The following is a 14,406-nucleotide window of genomic DNA, read 5'->3' as shown; positions in this document are numbered from 1 at the left end:
GTAAAACCGAAGAACAATTAAAAAAGATGGGCGGTCAGGATATTAAGAGTAGTCTTACCGTTCTTAAGAACAAATATCAGGTTGCCGCTGATGTGATTGACAGAAAGCTAACATTTGGAGAAGTAAAACAACAAATTGATAATGGTCAACCTATTGAAATGGATGTGTTTGATAAGGATAATGATGCACCACGTGGGACGGAGAACAATTCGGGGCATGCAATATTAATTGTTGGCTATGTGATTCCTAAAGATGGCGATATTAGTACGCATGCACCTTACTATGAGATTTGGAATCCGTGGTGGGGGAAAACATTTTATGTTTCTTCTAGTGCTTCAATCATTAACTTATGCGGAACGGACTATGAATGGACAAGAACATGGTATAATTGGAGAAAAACAACCGCATCTCAATCCATTCAAGTAGATACTAATCTTGGAGAGAAAAAAGTAGCCAGTACAGGCAACCCGAGATCTTTTTATACATTAAATGAACAAAATAAGTCATTGTCTAGCTTATTGGACCATACAATTGTTTATCAACCAAACACCACGGCAGTTAACCCAGTTGATCTTTTACTCAAACCTACATTTTCCGTTCAAAATAAGGTTTTAGAAGGACGACTATCTGAAATGGGAAAGGTTCACTCATTTTCGACTCTATTTGCGCATACAAATTATGCTTATTCTGAAAGTAATGATGGAGGGAGTGTTGTTTATGCAAGGATTGACGGTAGGCATAAAACTCATACTGCAAACGACTCAACTAAGAGGTTTATAACTGCTTATAAGGGAATACAAAGTAGTGAACAAAGGATAGTGTTTGGATTGACAATTGCTATGGCTTTAGCATTAATAACTGCCGTCTTAGGAGGAGTAACCGCTTTTGTAATAGAAGTATTACTCGATAAATTTGGAAGCCCATACTCCGCAGCCAACGCAGTTGTAGCTGTTCAAGACTTTTTCTCATATAGTAACGAGGCAGATAAATATTTCAATCAAATTTAATTTTTGTAACATTTGAATAACTAATATAAGTAAACTAGACTGAGAGAATATAATAAATTTTATGAATTATTTAAAAAGATTAAATTTAATACAGATAATTTCAACCCTATTTTTTATCATAATTACTGTCTCAATAATCATGCTAATATTTTTTTATAATAAAGAGCCTCACTATGATAATATTGATATATTAATAGTTAAAATAGTTAATTCAGCTATATTATTTTATTTAGGTAAATATATGTATTCATTTATAAGAAAAGTGAACCTATTAAAGAAAAGATATCTTTTAATGGATACCAAGGAAAGAGAGAGAGAAGAAAGAAAGCAACTTTTGTTTAAGGATTCGTTACTTTATTATAAAAAGATTCGAAGACAATTTATAATTTATATTTTTATAATAGTTCCTACGATTGTATATTCTATTTTTAATCTTTTTGATGAGAGTCTTGGACGGAGATATGGTAATGAATTTAACCTCTTTATTATAATTGGAAGTTTTTTGGAGTTAATTCTACTAGTATATTATTTAACAATAAAAAATAATATTAAGTAATCTACTAACGATAAACATTTCTAAAATATTGAAATTTAGGAATATCGGATATTTTTTATAAGAACACCAAACCAGCTCATAACTTAATCGCTGTGAGCTGGTTTTTGGTTTATTCTAAAACTTATTAATATATCTATAAATTGTTGTTCTAGAAACTCCCCAAGAATCCGCAATCGATTTAATTGGTGTTCCACTTTCTACCAATGTTTTAAGAAGCTTTACGTCTTGCTTTGAAAATTTCTCAGGTCTTCCTCCAAGCCGCCCTCTTGCACGTGCGGCTTCTCTACCAGCGGCAGAACGTTCTAAAATAAGATTTCGCTCAAATTCCGCAAAAGCTGCAAACAAATGAAACATCAATTGTCCAGTCGAACTTGATTTATCCATTGTAATATTTTCTTGTAGACTATGAAAACTTACCCCTTTATTATTAAGAGAATTAACAATATTAATGAGATCTTCCATATTTCTACCTAATCGATCCAATCGCCAAACAACAATCGTATCCCCAGGACGAGAAAATTCGATGGCGGATTTTAATCCAGGTCTTTCTTTTTTACTTCCTGACATATGGTCAGTAAATATTTTTTCACAATTATATTTTTCAAGGCTATCTTTTTGTAAATCTAAATTTTGAAGTCCAGTTGAAACTCGGGCATATCCAATATTCATTTTTATTCCTCCGCTGATACTATTGTATCATAACTTGAAAGCACCTATATAAATGAACATAGAATAAATTACGGGTTAATGAACATTAAATGTAAATGATTTTGAGAAATTTAATAGGAAAAGAAGAGTGTTCAGAAAATGACCATTTTATGAACATTCAAACATTCACTTGAATATAGATGGATGTTCTGATACAATATATTCAAACAAACATTTGAATGTAAAGGAATGATCGTATGAATAATGAAATTTGTGAAATAACTTGTATTCATGAAGACAAAGTTAATCGTGCTAAATCTAAACTAGCAAACTTTGATACTCCGTCAGTAAGTGGTTTCTTTAAAATATTGTCAGATGAAAATCGACTTAAAATTGTACATGCTTTAGTTCATGAAGATGAGCTATGTGTTTGTGATATTGCTAATATCATTGATGCTTCGGTCGCAACAACTTCACACCATCTGAACTCCTTAAAAAAATTGGGAGTAGTTGATAGTCACAAGGATGGTAAGTTAGTCTACTATTTTATTAAAAATATCAAAATCTTAAATCTTATGGAGCTTGGCGTAAATTTTAAAGAAGAGGTGCTAGCATGAGTGAGAAAATGACCGAAAAAACCTATCGAATAGAAGGATTAAGCTGTACAAATTGTGCAGGTAAATTTGAAAAAAATGTAAAGCAGTTGCCAGGAGTTACGAGTGCAACAGTAAACTTTGGTGCAAGTAAGATTTCAGTAGAAGGCCAAACAACAATTGAAGAACTCGAAGAAGCGGGAGCCTTCGAAAATCTTATCATTCGTGATGATCAAGAAAATGATGAACAAGTTAGATCAAAAGAGTCTTTTATTAAACGGAATATCGCTTTAATCATCTCTCTTGGTTTTATACTTGTTGCTGTGATTTCCCAACTATCATTGGGCGAAGATCATTTATTAACGAAAGCTCTTTATATATTGGCAATAATAATTGGTGGATTTGATTTATTTAAAGAAGGGTTCTCTGATTTGATCAAATTGGACTTCTCCATGGAATCTTTAATGACTATTGCAATTATTGGGGCCGCATTTATTGGAGAATGGGCCGAAGGTTCTATTGTAGTAATACTATTTGCTATTAGCGAAGCTTTGGAACGATTTTCAATGGATAAAGCAAGACAGTCGATTCGTTCTCTTATGGATATAGCTCCCAAAGAAGCTCTTATCAGGAGAAACAATGTAGAGCAATTAGTCAGTGTCGATAAAATCGATATCGACGATATTATGATCATTAAACCCGGACAAAAAATAGCCATGGATGGGCTTGTTATCAACGGTCATTCTTCAGTAAATCAAGCAGCAATAACAGGAGAATCGGTTCCTGTTGAAAAACAGTTAGATGATGAAGTGTTTGCAGGAACACTAAATGAAGAAGGTGTTCTTGAAGTCAAAGTAACAAAAAAAGTAACGGATACAACGATTGCCAAAATCATTCACTTAGTTGAAGAAGCGCAAGGAGAACGAGCTCCTGCACAAGCCTTTGTAGATAAATTTGCAAAATACTATACGCCATTCATAATTATTATGGCCCTTTTGATAGTGGTTGTTCCTCCGCTATTCTTTGGTGGTGACTGGAATAAATGGCTTTACCAAGGGTTATCCATTTTAGTTGTCGGATGTCCTTGTTCATTAGTGATCTCAACACCTGTTTCAATTGTTTCGGCTATTGGTAATGCAGCAAAAAATGGTGTTTTAGTAAAAGGCGGAGTCTATCTGGAAGAAATTGGTCATTTGAGAGCAATTGCTTTCGATAAGACTGGAACCTTAACAAAAGGAAAGCCTGTCGTAACGGATTTCATTGCAACCAGTTCTGAAACTGATATAAATTATCTATCGATTATTTCATCGTTGGAATCTCTTTCTCAACACCCATTAGCTTCTGCTATTTTAAACGAAGCGGATAAAACTAATGTGGATTACAAGTCAATACAAATCGAGAATTTCCAATCTATCACAGGTAAAGGACTTACAGGTATACATCAAAACATACGTTACTATATTGGAAGCCCTAAACTGTTTTCTGCATCAGTAATCGAAGAAACAGCGGTCAAAGTACAATACAGACAATTTCAAGAACAAGGGAAAACCGCCATGTATTTCGGTACTGACGAACAAATTTTAGGAGTAATTGCTGTCGCGGATGAAGTAAGAGATTCAAGTGCTGCCGTTATTTCTGAACTCCACAAGTTGTCAATTGAACACACTATTATGCTTACTGGTGATAATACTAAAACCGCTGAATCTATTGGTAAGCAATTAGGTGTGACTGAAATAAAAGGAGATCTAATGCCTCAAGAAAAATTAGATTCGATTAAAGCGTTGCGGACAACTTATAATAAAGTAGCAATGGTGGGCGACGGCATTAATGATGCACCAGCATTAGCTGCATCGACGGTTGGTATTGCAATGGGCGGTGCAGGAACAGATACGGCTCTCGAAACTGCTGATGTTGCTCTAATGGGCGACGATTTACAAAAATTACCATTCATTGTTAGACTTAGCCGTCAAACTCTAAAAGTAATTAAGCAAAATATCACCTTCTCATTAGGTATAAAACTATTAGCTCTACTACTAGTCATACCAGGTTGGCTAACACTATGGATTGCTATTGTAGCAGATATGGGAGCAACGCTTTTAGTAACATTAAACGGATTACGATTGATGAAAGTTAAATAACACAAAAAATAAAAGAAGGCATGTTTATAAGCGTGCCTTCTTTTTATGATACATTTTTAGTTTTTTTGAACGCTAGTTATGAAGCAAACTATGCGCCATTTAAATATTAAAATGACAGTCTAACCTTATTAAGTAGGTGTTCCCATTAATACTTTGATTTCCTTAGATAATAAAAAGCTCCAGAGAAATAAAATAAGATCTTCAAATTATAAATTTCATCTCTTTAAAAATTATTATTTTGAATTTTTAAAGAGAGCTTTTATGAGCACCACCATTATAAAAGCTAAAAACAAAGCTACTACACCAACGACAATAAAAGAAGTATAATCAGCATAGCTACCATCACTAAACATTTGAAGAGTAAAAACGATAAATGCTGCAATAAAGCTAATTAAAAATTGAAGCCATATCTGGTGGATATATTTTTGGAGGAGAAAAATATTGGAGCTATACTATAAAAGTGGACAGAAAATTGTGTGTTATAACCTGTCTATTAAGACACAAAAATGAAAGGACTTTTATGTCAGGTTTTAAACGTTACGACGAGGATTTCAAACAATCGCTCGTTAATCTCTATCAAACTGGTAAAACACAAACTGAACTCTGTAAAGATTATGGGGTATCTTCTTCTGCACTTGCAAAATGGATTAAGCAGTACTCTCAAGTGCGTCTTGAAGATAATACGGTGTTGACTGCTAAACAGATTCAAGAATTACAAAAAAGGAATGCCCAACTAGAGGAAGAAAATCTGATCTTAAAAAAAGCGAGTGCCATATTCATGCAAAACTCCAAGTAAGATTGAAAGCCATCTATAGACTCCGATTTGAACACACGACAGTTATGCTCTGTCGTGTTTTACATGTCAATCGTTCCACCTACTATAACTTCATAAACAAGAGGCCTTCGAAGCGTGAAGTAGAAAATCAACGCTTGAGAAAATTACTCCTTGAGATTTATATGAAAGCCAAGAAAAGAATTGGAACGAGAGCTTTTAAAATCATTCTTCTGCGTGATTATGGCGTTAATATTTCTGAAGGCCGTATCTTAAGACTTCTCAAGTCTATGACACTCCCTAAAATGTCAACCATCAAACCTCGTTTTAAATCAAAGAAAGCTCCCGTATTTTCTTCTGATAATCTGCTTAAACAAGAATTTAACCCGAACTCCCCAAATCAAGTTTGGACAACAGATTTCACTTATATCTCTATAGGACCTAAACGACATGTTTATCTCTGTGCTATTCTTGACCTCTACTCAAGGAAATGTATTGCGTGGAAAGTAAGTGATCGAATTGATGCCAAACTCGCCTGTGACACCTTAGAAATAGCTATAAATAAGAGGAAGCCTAAGGAACCAATTATCTTTCATTCGGACCAAGGAAGCCAATTTAAATCAGCTTCCTTTAGAAAGCTATTAGATGAGCATCAATTGCTTGCTTCTTACTCCAAGCCTGGATATCCTTATGATAATGCCGTCACTGAGGTCTTTTTCAAGTATCTTAAACAACGAGAAATTAATCGCAGAACTTATCACTCCATTCAAGAAGTTCAACTCTCTTGCTTTGAATACATCGAACAATTTTATAACAATTATAATCCTCATTCCGCCAACAATGGTTTAACTCCAAATCAGAAAGAAGAAAATTATTTTAAGAAAATATAGCTCATTTTGTGTCTAAATATTTGACATTAGTCCAGATTCGTAGGCATCTGCCAAAAGGCACAACAAAGACGACCCCTGAAGAAGTCGCCGCTATCGAGTATTGGATGAACCATTATCCAAGAAAAATGTTCAACTATAAGAGTTCATATGAGATGAGCTTGGCTGGCTAACTTGGACTTGCAATTTACGTTTCTGGAAGTTTAAACTCTTTCCAGATCATACTACTTTATTAGATTTTTGCTAGCATTGACCAACTTCATCAAACTTGACAAAGAACTAACTAACCTTAAATGCAGCCATCATACCATTATCTTCGTGATTAAGAATGTGACAATGGATAACCCAGGTACCTGTTTCACTGAAGGCGATTGCAATGTCGGTCGTAGTTCCTGTTTTTATGGGGTAAGTATCATACCAAGTATTATCATTTGTGGAAACACCATTGATTGCGAGGATCTGGAAATGTGCCCCATGAATATGAATAGGGTGGTCAATGCTCATCATACCAGATCCGTTTGTAAAGCGAACTTTGACAGTTTGACCTATTTTTACAGGCATTGCAGCGGTATCTGGAAAAGTTTTCCCATTCATCGTCCAACCGCTCATACCACCTGCTAAGGCAATCGTAAAATCTGGCACTTTCCCCAACAAGGCTGGGGCAGGATTTTCTCCTTTGGCGGGGACAAAAGGTGACTTTTTAGCAGCTTTTGTGTTTGCCTGATAATTAAGCCGTATGCTTGCATTACCATCTTGAATTGTGTAGGACTGATTTTCTGTATCTGCGAGAACGACTTCAACATCCATACGTTGTCCAGGATAAAGGGTTAGATTCTTTGTCGTGTAGGGCTTCGCGAGGGCGTAACCGTCTTGGTGAGTGACGCGCACAGAAAAAGGAAAATTCACATTTTTTGTATTGTCTGCAGAAGCATTAATAAAGCGTAGCTGTGCAATTTGTCCACCCGAAAGCTGCAAGCTGTGACTGTTTTCACCCGTTTGACCATTTATCATGTCGCTTGCATCATTTGACGATCCCATCATACCACCAGAACTTGTCAAATCTGATAACATCAGGATCTCATCTAAATCGTAACGACTGTCCGCTTCACTTTTCACGATAAGTGGGCCAAACATCCCATTTCCCACCTGCGTCTCGACAGGGCGATAATGGGAATGATACCAATAAGTGCCTGTCTCGGTTGGCGTGAAGCTGTAGACCTTAGTGCTGCCGTTTGCCAACTCGTCAAAGGCACCATCCATGTCATTTGGTATTGTCAAGCCATGCCAATGAATGTTTGTTTTCGTGCCAGAACTATTTTTGACTCGAATGGTCGCTGGTTTGCCAGCTTGTAGAATAATTGGTTGGCCTGCTGAATAAGCTGTGTCTGCCGCATTGCTATAGGTAAATCGTGCCAGATTATGACTGCCAATTTGCATGTTGACCGCCTCGACGAACACAGTTGGATTTTCATCAAATTTAGTGTTAGTGATGTTATAAGGATCTTCATTTGATGAGGTTTGCACGATTTTTGATGACGTTGGATTTGGCTGGGATTGGCGTATTGTCAACCAAGGCTTGATACTACTATAAAAAAACACAAGCAGTCCGATCGCAACAAGAATACCTGTCAAAGCAATTTTAGTAGAGCGTTTCATTTTTTCACCTCAGCAATCTCTTTTTTTAGATTATCAATTTCTACTGCCAGCTGATTGGTGTCTTTTCGCTTAGCTAATTCAGCTTGTAGTTCTTCATTTGTCAGTGCTTGTAGATTATTGTTTTCCTGTTTGCTCTGATGATTGCCGCTTCTCCAAATCATCACAATCGCCACAATAATCACCCCCCAGAACACGAGCATCATCAACCCACCTCCATTTCCAGAGAAAAAATTACAAAAACTGCTCCACGAATTTGACATCATCTCTCACCTCCTTGAAAATTTACATTTCGCTTAACTTTTAGCTCGGCCAAATCTTTGACCATTTGCTCATTTTTTGCCTTTAATTGAGCGATCTCCTCGTCCTGTCGAATCATATCCTGTGATTTCATATTATGTCCCCCATGCATCCCACGCATCATAAAAATCATCATCAGTGGGCATACAAGGATCAGTAGGTAAGGCGCTAAGCTTGCAATAATTTGTAGCATTTAGTTCACACTTTCTTTTTCATCAAAGTCAGATATTCTTTCGTTATTAGCATAATAGCTCACTGTGAAACCAGCACGTTTGACAGCATTCGTCAAACGTTTATAGCTTAAAAGATTTGCATCATAGATAACTTCAGCCTCTGTAGCCTGAAAAGATGCTGTCACTGCAAGAACACCATCAACTTTTTCCAGCATTTCTATCAGCTTAGGTGGACAAGCTGAACAGTACATACCCTCGATCTTTGCTATAATCTTTGTCTTAATCATTAAATTCTCCTTTATTATAGTATTCAATTGTTTTAATTTTGAATCTTCGGTATAGAATAAAGCTAATCCCAAAGCATGCAAGTAAGAGTGATAAGAGTTGAGAAATCCGAATATTTCCAAGCATTAAGCTGTCAGTCCTCATTCCCTCAACTATAAAACGAACTATGCCATACCAGATTAGATAAAAACCAAAAATCTCACCGCGTCTTAAATCTTTCAAATGATGCCTTAAAATCATAATAATCAGAAAAGCTATCAGTGTTCCCAAGCTTTCAAAAAGAAAAGTTGGCTGACGATAGGCGCCATCTATAAACATTTGTTGGCGAATGATGCTAGGCAGCCAGTTCAAATTACTAACTATATTCCCATAAGCTTCTTGATTGACAAAATTACCCCAACGTCCAAACGCTTGCCCAATTAAAACAGCTGGCACAGCAATGTCAAGTAGATCTAAAGGATTAAATTTTTGAATATGAGCAAAAATAAAGAGGACAATCACGCCGGCAACCAAGCCTCCATAGATGGCTCCTCCACCATCCCAAAGGGCTATAATTTCACTAGGGTGCTGACTATAATAGGACCATTGAAAGATTACATAGTAAATTCTGACACCTAATAGACCAAATGGAACCGCCCAAAGAACAAAATCGGTTACGTCATTGGAAGTCAAGTGACGTCTGACAGATTCTCGACAGGCTAACCAAACACCAATGACAGACCCTGTAACAATCAGTATTGCATACCAGTGAATGGCAAATGGTCCCAGTTTGAGGGCAATTTTATTGATGACTAACATTTCCATCATACTGAATGCTCCGTTTTCTAAATTTAAGGTTTCTCAAGGACACGTGTCACTGTAAAACCAACGGATGTAACAATGTCTGAGAGTTGCGTTTTTGAGAAACGCTTTTCATCATAGGCTAAGACTAGACGATTGTGTTTAAAGTCTGCTCCTGCAAGCAGCACGCCATCTATCTTTTCCAGTACTTCGACAATATCCTCTTCACAATGATAACAATACATATCTTTGACTTCAGCTAAGATTTTCTGCATCTCATTTCTCCCTATCGTTCGCTTGACAGTATACTGGCTTATTGCGTCTGTGTGGTTTGCCGTTTATGAAGCCGCACCCAGTTCAAGAGAAGCGAGCTTGTGACAACAGTGATGGAGCTAAGGGCCATCGCAATACCCGCAATTTCTGCAGTGAGAGTAAGACCCACAGCAACGAAGAGACCCGCGGCAATTGGAATACCGATAATATTGTATATGAATGCCCAAAATAGATTGATCAGAATCCGATTAAAAGTCTTTTTTGCAAGTTGTAAGGCAGTAACGACATCTTCAAGGTCATTTTTAACAAGGACAATGCCCCCTGATTCAATCGCAATGTCACTGCCTGAACCCATTGCAATACCGACAGTAGCCGTCGCAAGCGCTGGCGAGTCGTTAATACCGTCACCGACAAAAGCTACAGGCATTTGATTTTTTAGAGTTTGGATTTGATCAGCTTTATCCTGTGGAAGGACATCTGCAATGACCGTATCAATCCCGACTTGCTTCCCGACTGCTTCGGCGACAAGATGATTATCACCTGTCAACATAATCGTCTTATAGCCATCCCGTTTAAGGGCTGCAATAGCAGCTTTAGAGCTCGCTTTGGGAGCATCCTGAATGCCAATGAAAGCCATCAGTTGTTTATCATAGCCCACAATGACAACCGTTTTAGCTTCGGCTTGGAGCTTTTGCATTTGCGCTTTTTGTGCATCGGTGAGATCAAAGTCCTCAAGCAAACGTTCATTACCGATAAATGCCGATTTGCCATCCACTTGTGCCTGAACACCCTTACCAGAGATGGCTTCAAAGTGGTCTGCATTGACCGTTGGAATCCCTTTTTCTTTTGCTTCGTCAAGAACTGCAGCAGCAAGCGGATGCTCTGAGCTTGCCTCCATCGCTGCGGCTACACGAAGGACATTAGCTTCAGTATCCCCAAACGTGATAATATCTGTCACTTGGGGTTTTCCAACAGTGATTGTCCCTGTCTTATCAAAAACAACAGCCTTGATACCATGTGCAGCTTCAAGGACTTCACCATTCTTGATAAGAATACCAAGTTTAGCTGAGCGCCCTGTCCCCACCATGAGTGCTGTCGGAGTTGCAATGCCCAATGCGCAAGGGCAAGCGATAATCATCACACTGACCGCAAAGATAATCGCATCCACCTGACTTGCACCAAGCAAAATCCAAATGGTATAAGTCAGAATAGAAATAATTAGGACGATTGGCACAAAAATACCTGCGATACGGTCAACATCTTTTTGAATAGGTGCCTGAGAGGATTGAGCTTGGCGCACCATATTAGCAATTTGACTGAGAAGACCGTCTCCTGCACCCTTGCTTGCCTTGAAAGTAAAAGTACCGTTACCATTGACTGTAGCACCTATGACAGCATCACCCGCTTTTTTCTCCACAGGCATAGACTCACCCGTAACCATTGACTCATCAAGGCTTGAATGCCCTTCAAGAATCTCGCCATCAACAGGAATTTTACCACCTGGCTTCACACGAATAACATCTCCGGCAATCACTTGCTCTAAGGGAATCATGATAAATTCATTATCACGTAGCACTTCAGCATCCTTGGCTTGAAGATTCAGGAGCTTGTCAACGGCAGAACTGGCTTGCGCCTTCATGCGATCTTCAAAGACTGAACCTAAGAGAATTAAGGTAATAACGACAGCGACTGCCTCAAAATAATTCCCACGATTGCTGAAAAGTGCATAAATACTATAAACATAGGCTATCGCAGTACCAAGCCCTACCAGGGTATCCATGTTACTGTTGTGATGTTTAAAGCTTGCCCAGGCACTCCGTAAAAACGGCAGACCTGCGAGAAGGAAAACAAAAGAGCCGAGCGCAAATTCAGTCCATTGACCACCAGGAATCAAAGGCCAATGAAAGAAAGCTGCGAACATATTGTACACCAAAGGCACGCTGCCGATGACACCAATATAAAAACGTTGCATAATTGTGAGGGACATAAAAGCACACTTTCTATTTTATCTACATATGTAGTTTTTTCTAGGAAAGAAAGACTATCTTTTGGGATAGTGTTTCATATTTTATTTGACGGTATAGCTACCTTTGACCATCTGCATACCGCAAGTAAACTGATGCTCACCCGCTTCAGGGACGAAGTCAAAACTAACGGGTGTGTTCAGTGGTAGGTCACGAGTTTCGCCATTAAAAATGACTTGTTGAGTGCAGCCTTTATCAGACGTGCGCTTAAAGGTAACTTTGGCAGGCTTTCCTGCTTTTAATTTAAAGCTTGATGGGGCATACCCACCATCTACATTGATAACAACTTCGTTTGAATTTCCAAATAATGACATGATTTCTCCTTTTGAGTTTTGTAAGTTTATCAAAAATTTTGATATTTAATAGCTTTTTGGATGGGCAGTTTTTTCGTCTACTTAATAATCACTTTGGCATGAAACATGTTCATTCCGCAGTGATAGGCATATTCTCCAGCTTTTCTGGTATCAAAATCAATAACAACGTTTTGATTGACTGGCAAAGCTTCATCAATGCCGAAATCTGGGAATACAACATGTTCGAGACAGGTTGAAGGGTCTTTACGATTAAAAGTCAGCTTTGCTGGCATGCCTTGCTTAAAAATCAAGGTCTCAGGACTGTAGCCTCCATCAACGCTAATAGTCGCAAATTGTTGACCATCCACGATTTCAGCCGTTCCTGCGGCAGACTCATGATTCCCAAAGAACCACCAGATAATGAAACTGATGACTATAACGGCGATGATAACAGTAATAATATTGATTAACATTTGCATGCTCCTTTCAGGCAATCGCACCTGACTTTTTCAACAGGCTTTTTTGATGTCAGTAAATTTGATAATTTTGACAAATCTGACGTGGTAAGATCTGACGTCTCGATCAAGCGCGCAATCAAACGCTGATGCTGCATCGCGCAGACTTTTTTTGCTAAATCATCAGTTAGATAGTCAACTGTCGAAGCTTCATCCTGCTGTGCCATGTAAGCAAATTCTCTGCCTACTTTTTCACGACTGACAATTTTTTTCTCAAACAATCGTGCGAGGAAGGTCTTAATCGTCGAAATTGACCAGTTAAAATTTTCCGACAACTGCTCAGAAATCTGGTTTGCTGTTGCTTTGCCTGTTGTCCAAATCACACGCATCACGACTAGTTCAGCGTTAGAGAGATTGAGTTCTGTGTCCATAAAACATCCTTTCAAAATATTATAATATCTACACATGTAGATTATAAAACTTTTAAAGGGGAATGTCAAGAAAAAAACTACAAACGTAGATTTTATTCCTGAGATTTCAACTAAAAAGGTTAGCCTTATCTACTTTACAACCCGAATTGCTAGTTAATTTCATTGGAAAATAAATAAGTCGTGCTATCCTAATCTTAAACCACTAAGCATTAGAAAGCGCACGACTTATATGACTTATAATAGCACATTTCCAAAAGTTTTTGTTTATTTACTGACAACCATTGAGACGCTTTATCAAAAGAGTGTTCCCCTTGAGGTTCAAAACCGAAAGAACGTCCATCTCGCAACATCAGATTGCTTAGTTATCGCTTGTTACCTCTGGGGCGTACTGCATTTTAGTGAAACGCTTAAAGCTAAGCACCAATTGGCTCAAAGTTTATTTCTTAATTTCCTAGAATATTCTCGCTTTGTCCGCCGTTGTAATGCCCTCTTACCGAGTATCCAAGTCATTCGCCAAGCACTCGTCTTTAAAGAGGTTGAAGGAATTAGTGTATCCATTATTGACAGCTTCCCCATTCCTTTGTGTCAGCCTATTCGTAATTTCAGAAGCAAAGTTCTTGGAGATTATGCAAATGTTGGCTACAATGCTACAAAGGGACAGTACTTCTATGGATGTAAATGTCATGCTTTAGTCAGTGAATCAGGCTATGTCATAGACTACACAATTACTCCTGCTTCAATAGCTGACAGTACAATGGCCGAGGAAGTGTTGAGTCAATTTGGGACACCAACAGTCCTTGGAGATATGGGATATTTAGGTCAGTCACTGCATGATAGGCTGGAATTAAAAGGAATTGATCTAATTACACCTGTCAGGAAGAACATGAAGCAAAAGAAAATCCTTTTCCCTAATTTTTCAAAACGTAGAAAAGTGATTGAGCGAGTTTTTTCTTTTTTGACAAATCTAGGAGCTGAGCGTTGTAAAAGTCGTTCGCCTCAAGGTTTACAATTGAAATTAGAGATGATACTTTTAGCGTATTCTTTACTGTTAAAATCAGCTAAATCACTGGAACCAGAGACTTTAAGATATTCTATCGGGTATCAAGTCATGGCTAAATAATCAACTAGCAATTCGGGT

At 37.7% G+C, this 14,406-nt stretch carries 14 protein-coding genes and 3 pseudogenes; 6 read left to right on the top strand and 11 right to left on the bottom strand.

The window, feature by feature from the left end:
* Positions 1 to 1,007 (top strand): annotated as a pseudogene (locus tag GHI93_RS12905) (C47 family peptidase); the annotation flags it as partial.
* 670 nt (positions 1,008 to 1,677) lie between these two features.
* On the opposite strand, the gene GHI93_RS12475 reads toward GHI93_RS12905, so the two are convergent.
* Positions 1,678 to 2,232 carry a recombinase family protein gene (locus GHI93_RS12475; RefSeq protein WP_153497330.1) on the bottom strand — a complete coding sequence of 185 codons (555 nt, stop codon included), beginning with the start codon at positions 2,230 to 2,232 and terminating at the stop codon, positions 1,678 to 1,680.
* Between the two features lie 236 nt (positions 2,233 to 2,468).
* On the opposite strand from GHI93_RS12475, the gene GHI93_RS12470 reads away from it, so the two are divergent.
* From GHI93_RS12470 to GHI93_RS12455, 4 genes and pseudogenes are all read left to right on the top strand, one after another.
* Positions 2,469 to 2,828 carry an ArsR/SmtB family transcription factor gene (locus tag GHI93_RS12470; RefSeq protein WP_003726380.1) on the top strand — a complete coding sequence of 120 codons (360 nt, stop codon included), beginning with the start codon at positions 2,469 to 2,471 and terminating at the stop codon, positions 2,826 to 2,828.
* Positions 2,825 to 4,942: a heavy metal translocating P-type ATPase gene (locus GHI93_RS12465; protein WP_153497329.1), complete on the top strand. Its 2,118-nt coding sequence runs from the start codon at positions 2,825 to 2,827 to the stop codon at positions 4,940 to 4,942. Before GHI93_RS12470 ends, GHI93_RS12465 begins: the two co-directional genes overlap by 4 nt.
* A 520-nt stretch (positions 4,943 to 5,462) precedes the next feature.
* Positions 5,463 to 6,620 (top strand): annotated as a pseudogene (locus GHI93_RS12460) (IS3-like element IS-LL6 family transposase).
* A 19-nt stretch (positions 6,621 to 6,639) separates the two neighbouring features.
* Positions 6,640 to 6,759, top strand: a pseudogene (locus GHI93_RS12455) (IS30 family transposase); the annotation flags it as partial.
* 121 nt (positions 6,760 to 6,880) lie between these two features.
* Here the strand turns inward: GHI93_RS12455 and GHI93_RS12450 are convergent.
* The 10 genes from GHI93_RS12450 to GHI93_RS12405 form a co-directional block, all read right to left on the bottom strand.
* A complete protein-coding gene (locus GHI93_RS12450; protein WP_153497328.1) occupies positions 6,881 to 8,257 on the bottom strand; it encodes a multicopper oxidase family protein in 1,377 nt (458 codons plus the stop codon).
* Positions 8,254 to 8,520, bottom strand: coding sequence for a hypothetical protein (locus GHI93_RS12445; protein WP_153497327.1), 267 nt, complete (start codon positions 8,518 to 8,520; stop codon positions 8,254 to 8,256). The genes GHI93_RS12450 and GHI93_RS12445 overlap by 4 nt, the downstream gene beginning before the upstream one ends.
* Positions 8,517 to 8,747 carry a DUF2933 domain-containing protein gene (locus GHI93_RS12440; protein ID WP_064973913.1) on the bottom strand — a complete coding sequence of 77 codons (231 nt, stop codon included), beginning with the start codon at positions 8,745 to 8,747 and terminating at the stop codon, positions 8,517 to 8,519. Before GHI93_RS12440 ends, GHI93_RS12445 begins: the two co-directional genes overlap by 4 nt.
* Positions 8,748 to 9,014, bottom strand: a complete 267-nt coding sequence (locus tag GHI93_RS12435) for a heavy-metal-associated domain-containing protein (protein ID WP_064973914.1) — start codon at positions 9,012 to 9,014, stop codon at positions 8,748 to 8,750.
* A complete protein-coding gene (gene lgt / locus GHI93_RS12430; RefSeq protein ID WP_246177152.1) occupies positions 9,007 to 9,816 on the bottom strand; it encodes a prolipoprotein diacylglyceryl transferase in 810 nt (269 codons plus the stop codon). Before lgt ends, GHI93_RS12435 begins: the two co-directional genes overlap by 8 nt.
* Before the next feature lie 26 nt (positions 9,817 to 9,842).
* Positions 9,843 to 10,067: a heavy-metal-associated domain-containing protein gene (locus GHI93_RS12425; protein WP_064973915.1), complete on the bottom strand. Its 225-nt coding sequence runs from the start codon at positions 10,065 to 10,067 to the stop codon at positions 9,843 to 9,845.
* Between the two features lie 38 nt (positions 10,068 to 10,105).
* Positions 10,106 to 12,052 carry a copper-translocating P-type ATPase gene (locus GHI93_RS12420; RefSeq protein ID WP_153497326.1) on the bottom strand — a complete coding sequence of 649 codons (1,947 nt, stop codon included), beginning with the start codon at positions 12,050 to 12,052 and terminating at the stop codon, positions 10,106 to 10,108.
* A gap of 81 nt (positions 12,053 to 12,133) precedes the next feature.
* Positions 12,134 to 12,403 carry a cupredoxin domain-containing protein gene (locus tag GHI93_RS12415; RefSeq protein ID WP_047916755.1) on the bottom strand — a complete coding sequence of 90 codons (270 nt, stop codon included), beginning with the start codon at positions 12,401 to 12,403 and terminating at the stop codon, positions 12,134 to 12,136.
* A gap of 77 nt (positions 12,404 to 12,480) precedes the next feature.
* Positions 12,481 to 12,855, bottom strand: a complete 375-nt coding sequence (locus tag GHI93_RS12410) for a cupredoxin domain-containing protein (RefSeq protein WP_153497325.1) — start codon at positions 12,853 to 12,855, stop codon at positions 12,481 to 12,483.
* Positions 12,849 to 13,268: a CopY/TcrY family copper transport repressor gene (locus GHI93_RS12405; RefSeq protein ID WP_064973918.1), complete on the bottom strand. Its 420-nt coding sequence runs from the start codon at positions 13,266 to 13,268 to the stop codon at positions 12,849 to 12,851. Before GHI93_RS12405 ends, GHI93_RS12410 begins: the two co-directional genes overlap by 7 nt.
* A 229-nt stretch (positions 13,269 to 13,497) precedes the next feature.
* Here GHI93_RS12405 and GHI93_RS12400 point away from each other — a divergent pair, with 229 nt between their 5' ends.
* The gene (locus GHI93_RS12400; RefSeq protein ID WP_153497324.1) at positions 13,498 to 14,388 is read left to right on the top strand and encodes an IS982 family transposase; all 891 of its coding nucleotides are present in this window, start codon (positions 13,498 to 13,500) and stop codon (positions 14,386 to 14,388) included.
* Positions 14,389 to 14,406: the final 18 nt, after the last annotated feature.

This window comes from Lactococcus hircilactis (assembly GCF_009601015.1).
In the GTDB taxonomy this organism is placed as follows: Bacteria; Bacillota; Bacilli; order Lactobacillales; family Streptococcaceae; genus Lactococcus; species Lactococcus hircilactis.
Note: the sequence above shows the minus strand (reverse complement) of the source record. Positions and strands in the feature narration are given on the sequence as shown.